At 49.6% G+C, this 5,547-nt stretch carries 4 protein-coding genes; 2 read left to right on the top strand and 2 right to left on the bottom strand.

All coding sequences use genetic code 11. The features are described 5' to 3' along the window. Positions 1–404 precede the first annotated feature (404 nt). Positions 405–1,844: a class I adenylate-forming enzyme family protein gene (locus VZT47_RS09140; protein WP_330224658.1), complete on the bottom strand. Its 1,440-nt coding sequence runs from the start codon at positions 1,842–1,844 to the stop codon at positions 405–407. A gap of 393 nt (positions 1,845–2,237) precedes the next feature. Here VZT47_RS09140 and VZT47_RS09145 point away from each other — a divergent pair, with 393 nt between their 5' ends. Both VZT47_RS09145 and VZT47_RS09150 read left to right on the top strand, forming a co-directional pair. Further along, complete coding sequence (locus tag VZT47_RS09145; protein WP_330224659.1) at positions 2,238–3,119, top strand: 3-hydroxyacyl-CoA dehydrogenase family protein; 882 nt, start codon at positions 2,238–2,240, stop codon at positions 3,117–3,119. Positions 3,120–3,419: 300 nt separating this feature from the next. After that, on the top strand, positions 3,420–3,545 hold the full coding sequence (locus tag VZT47_RS09150; RefSeq protein WP_330224660.1) for a DUF6290 family protein: 126 nt from the start codon (positions 3,420–3,422) through the stop codon (positions 3,543–3,545). A gap of 304 nt (positions 3,546–3,849) precedes the next feature. On the opposite strand, the gene VZT47_RS09155 is transcribed toward VZT47_RS09150, so the two are convergent. Next, positions 3,850–4,350 (bottom strand): hypothetical protein, encoded by a 501-nt coding sequence (locus tag VZT47_RS09155; RefSeq protein WP_330224661.1) that lies wholly within the window; start codon positions 4,348–4,350, stop codon positions 3,850–3,852. Between the last annotated feature and the right edge of the window lie 1,197 nt (positions 4,351–5,547).

Raw genomic sequence — 5,547 nt, forward strand, 5'->3', positions numbered from 1 at the left:
AGATGATTTTCAGAAACTCCAATTACCGCGCGGTGAAAATTTTTTCACTTCAATTTTACAAAAGAAATAAGTCCTCCTCAACCGAAAGGTCATGGAAATATCCGACCAATCAGCCACCCCGGCACCTTACTTTGTCTCACGAGAAGCATACGCCCATTACGATTTCTGCTGCCGATTGATCAGTATGTCCCGGAATTCTGGGAACCCGGCTCTATTCGCCATGCCTTCATTTCCAGGGGGACTTGTTTTCGTGCTCAAAAAGCCGCTCATCACAACGTGATGGGCGGCTTTTTTGTTGCAGTGATCAGTGATCCATGAAGGCGGTCCGCTTTTCCGCATAAAAAAGAGCGCCCTTCTATTTCAAAAGGCGCCCTGTACTGACTTTTTCGCTGACCACAAATTCCTCAATAATCCCGAAGTGCCCGTTTCAGGATTTTCCCTGTGGCATTCTTTGGCAGTGCCGTCATGGGCACGAAACGTCTCGGGATTTTGTAGTTGGCGATGTTTTTAGCCATGTGTTTCCTGATTTTTGCTTCGTCGAAGGGATATCCTTCTTTCATGACCACATAGGCCCAGACGGCCTGGCCCCGGAGTTCATCGGGATGACCGACTACGGCACATTCTGCGACTCCTTCTACTTCATAAATGCAGTCTTCCACTTCGCCGGGATAGATATTTTCCCCGTTTACGATGATGAGATCTTTGATGCGGTCTACGATGTAAATGTATTGATCATCGTCCATATAGGCCAGGTCTCCGGTATGGAGCCAGCCGTCTTTATCGATGACTTTGGCTGTTTCTTCCGGTTTATGCCAGTAACCTTTCATCACATTGCTTCCGCGGACAAGGAGTTCTCCCACTGTGCCTGCCGCATAGGGTCCGCCGTCTTCGGTGAGGATTTTTGTTTCCACTCCGGGAAGGGCCGGGCCGCTGGTGAGGTACTTCGGTTTGGCGCTTGGCAGGATGCAGACGACCGGGGAGGCTTCGGTGAGTCCGTAACCTTCCTGGACAGGATGCTGGAAACGGATGTAGAAGGCCTGGGATACGGGCTGGGGAATGGAGGCGCCGCCGGAAATAAAGGTATGGACCGTCTTCATGACGGAGGGATCGCCCCGGCGGGCGAGAAGATTGTACATGGGGGGTACCATGATGGCAATGGTGATTCCATGCTGCACAATGGTATTGATGATTTCGGAAGGACTTTTGGACCGGAGGATGACAATCGTGGAATGGGCATACAGGCTGGCATTCACCACGGTAGTGAGGCCATAGCAATGGAACATGGGGAGCACGCAGAGGGCTTTGTCTTCCGGTTTGAAAGGAATCCTGGAAATAAACTGTTCCACATTCTCTACGAGATTCCGGTGAGTCAGCATGGCTCCTTTCGGGCTTCCGGTGGTGCCGGAGGTATACACCAGGGCACATACGTCATCTATGGAAATATCTTCCGGGAAAGCCGGCGCTTCAGGAGCTGTATCCTGGTCAGCCTGGAAATCCAGATCGTGAATATCGATGGACGGGCAGGATACAGTCATGGCCGTATCCGTGATGAGAAGGGCGGACCCGGAGTCTCTCAGGATATAATCCACTTCCCTGTCCACCAGGGAACAGTTCACCGGGATAATGATGGCTCCCAGGGATACGACGGAAAGGTACACATAAACGAATTCCTCCCGGTTGGAAGAGTAAAGAGCGACTCTATCCCCCTGGCGGATTCCCATTTCATACAATTTATTCCGGTACTTCCTGATCCATTCGGCCAGTTCCCCATAAGTCACGTCGTTTTCGCCTTCGAAAACCAGATGAGAAGGGTTTGCACCTTTGATGATTTCGTGTAAAAACATAGAATGACCTCGCTTATTTGAACGTATATCCAATTTATTGTAACAAATATTTCCATATGTTTCAATGTTTCGGGTACTGGATGGGGTTTTAGATTCAAGAAATAGTATCATTCATGCTCCAGCTTTATCACTTTTCGTGGTCTGTGGCCCGTGATCCGGGGTCCGTGAAGGATATGGCTGGCTTACGCCAGCCAATTTTTTATAAAGGCCCTCATAAATCGGAAAAGCAGAAATTTCACCCCGCCTGAGAAAGTCCCATATATTTGTGCCGCATCAGCGGCACACCTTCACGGACCAGGGATCACGATTCACGAATCACGATCAGCACTGATGGAACTAAACCATTTGCGCTATAATATATATAGAAATAAAAAAAAGAAAGGGGTCTTTTTTATGAATATCAGGAAAATCACCATTGCCGGGGCAGGCACTATGGGATACTCCATGGCGGAAATATTTGCAAGGGACGGATATGACGTGATCCTCTGGAACCACCGCCGGCCGACGCTGGAGAAGGCAAGGAGTCTCATCGATCCTTCCGTCGTTCCGAAAATCGCCTTTGTCACGGACATGGCAGCTTTCAAAAACAGGGATCTCATCATCGAGACCATTGTGGAAAATCTGGGCATCAAGCAGACTTTCCTCGCCTCCATTTCAGCACTGGCCAGAGAGGATACCCTCATCGCCTCCAACACATCCGGTCTTTCCATCAACCGCCTGTCGGCAGCGGTGAAGAAACCGGAACGGTTCATCGGCATGCACTGGTTCAATCCACCCACCCTGATTCCTCTCATCGAAATCATCAAAAGCAGCAGAACTTCCGATGAAACAGCCAGAGCCATTTATGACCTGGCCCTGGCCATCCATAAAAAACCGGCCATCCTGGAAAAAGACGTACCCGGCTTTGCAGGAAACCGCCTCCAGCTGGCGGTCATCCGCGAAGCCTGCCATATGGTGGAGGAAGGAGTCATCAGTCCGGAAGGGATTGATTCCGTCATGAAATACGGGATCGGCTTCCGCTGGGCCTGCCTGGGACCCATGGAAACCATGGACTTCGGCGGAATCGATATTTTCACCCACATCAGCGAATACCTCATGGAAGATCTGGCCGGCGGAAAAGGAGTGCCGAAGCTCCTTCAGGAAAAATTCGAAAAAGGCGAACTCGGCGTAAAAACAGGAAAAGGCTTCTATGACTACTCCGGAGACAAAGCGAAGAAGGCCACCGAAGAAAGGGATAAGAAACTGAAAGCCATTTATGAAGCACTGTATAAATGAGGGAGCCGTTAGATGTCAGCCGTTAGCCGTTAGCAGAAATCCCACTTCCGATGAAAAACCGGTAATGAGTAATGGGTAATAGGGAGTGGCTATAAAGCCAATTCATGTGGAGAGCTGTACATAGAGGTTAATGATTCTCATTCGGGCAGCTTGAAGGCAGGTTCATGAGAAAAAACTGTACATCAGGGTTAACGGTTAATAGTATTCGCACAATATACTTCAAAAGGGAGCAGGAACTATGAGACTTTCCATCAATCTGAGTAAAGAGGAAAGACGGCTGGCCGGTGAGTACGCAAAGAAGTGCTATTCGAAAAAATCGAGGACGAAAACGATATGACCACAGCAGATGAAGCCTATGGCGAATACATGGAAGACGGAAAAAACACCCAACCCATTGAAAAACTCTGGAAAGACTGCGATATATAATTTATTCCATGGGAACACAGAAAAACCACGGAGGACCTCCGTGGTTTTTTGTGCCTTTTTTCAAAACTGGCAAGGTTGGCTGCTTCATTTACTTTTTCTATTCAGTCAATAAAAAATTCATTGAAATAGATGGTTGAAAGTTATTAGTCCGCAGTTTTCGGAAAAGGTGGGTACAGCATGATAAAAGTCTGCCCTGTCCGGTAAATCAGCAATTATAAAAAGGCCCGCTTTCAATTTTATTATGCGGGCCACAACCACTGATAACTGAGAACTAAAAACTGATAACTTTTTATTTAGAGCTTCTCTACGCTCCGATGACTTCTTTGCATTTCGTAAAGAGCTTCCCGAAAATCCATGCCGTAGCAGCTGTAAAAATCATTCCGGGAGCTGCAGCGATCAGCATGAGGGTAAGGCCTTTTCCAAGGAGGAAATACATGGAAACCCGGGCCAGGGCGGTACCGATGGGGCCGGAAAAGATATAGAAGGGTTTATTGGAGCCCGAGATGAGCCAGAAAGCACCCACCCCGAGACGGAAGGTCATCTGGATGGCTACGTTTAAAATGGTGGCTGTCCCCAGAGAAAGTCCGATGAGGGAAGCCAGGACTCCGGCGATGATATATTTCTTAAAGCCAAATACCCCGCAGATCGCCACCGCAATGGGCGCGGAAAGCTGGAATTCCGTCCCCGGGACGATGCCGGGAATGCGGAAAGTGCCGGAAACGGCAATGAGTACGGCAAGGATAGCCGTAATCGTACAGTTTCTCGCAAAGGCCCGGGATCCGGGAAGAGCGGTGGATTTGTCCATGGTTTTCCTTTCTATATATGATGATTTACTGTAATTTCTATTCAGAAGCGGAAAGTAAAGTTATCAGTTCATAGTTATCAGTGATCAGTTGCATTGTACACAGGCGGGCGAAGGTTCTTTGGAGTCATCCGGCCTATCCGCCAGAGCCTCAAATAAATGAAGGATTTGGAAACAGACTATGTGCCATGTAGATATCAGGGCTGATTGCCGTACCATTTTCATCGTGTATGTCTCAAAAGTCTCGCGAGAAGGCTTCCCCTCGGGGAAGCTGGCCCGAAGGGCCTGAAAGGGCAGGGGAAACACCCGGCGGCCTTTGGCCGCCAATTTCTTCAGCGCCCTCTCACCGCTGTCGCGGAGCTCTCCCGAGGGAGAGCCTTCTTGCTTATGGATAGAGTCATTTGTCCCGAGTTCCTTTGGTCAGTTAGTCTCACATGTGCCTCAAAACGTACTCGGGCAGGCTTCCCCTCGGGGAAGCTGGCCCGAAGGGCCTGAAAGGGCAGGGGAAACACCCGGCGGCCTTTGGCCGCCAATCCTTTTACTTGCCCTCTCACCGCTGTCGCGGTGTTCCCGAGGGAGAGCCTGCCTGACTATCATTTTCCTCATTTATCCCGGGCATATTTTGTCGATTAGCCTCATATGTGCTATCTGCCGAACCCTGCGCTTGTACCTTCATCATCACTTCCGACTTGTACCTGCTTGACATCCCCCCACCGCTATTGCGGAGCCCCCCGCACTTCGGGGGGCTCGCTTTTGCCGTTAGAGTCATTTGCCCCGGGTACCTTTCGTCAATTAGCCTCATATGTGCCTGGCGGCCGAGGTACGACCCCTCAGTCTGCTCCGCAGACAGCTCCCCAAGCCTGGGGAGCCTTGAACGTTCCGACTTGTACGAGCTTTTCAACCTCGCCTGTGTACATTCCCCATAAATACTCGTGCCGCATCAGCGGCACTCCTTCCCGATAGCCCCGATAGTCCCGAGATTCCCGAAATCCCCGATTCAAAAGTCAGTCAGCTGGAAAGTTTTCATTTACTTCTATTCCCCATATATTCTGCGGCCGTCATAAAACGGTCCCGTTGTCAAGGACACTCATTCCTAATTTTTCTGTTCGGGGGTTAGCCCTTTTTAGGCGGTTTTCTTCTCTTTGTCCTTCTCCTTTTCATCTATTTCATGCTGGATATTTTCAAGTCTTTCTTTTAAAA

Source organism: Dialister sp. (genome assembly GCF_036343215.1).
Classification (GTDB): Bacteria; Bacillota; Negativicutes; order Veillonellales; family Dialisteraceae; genus Dialister.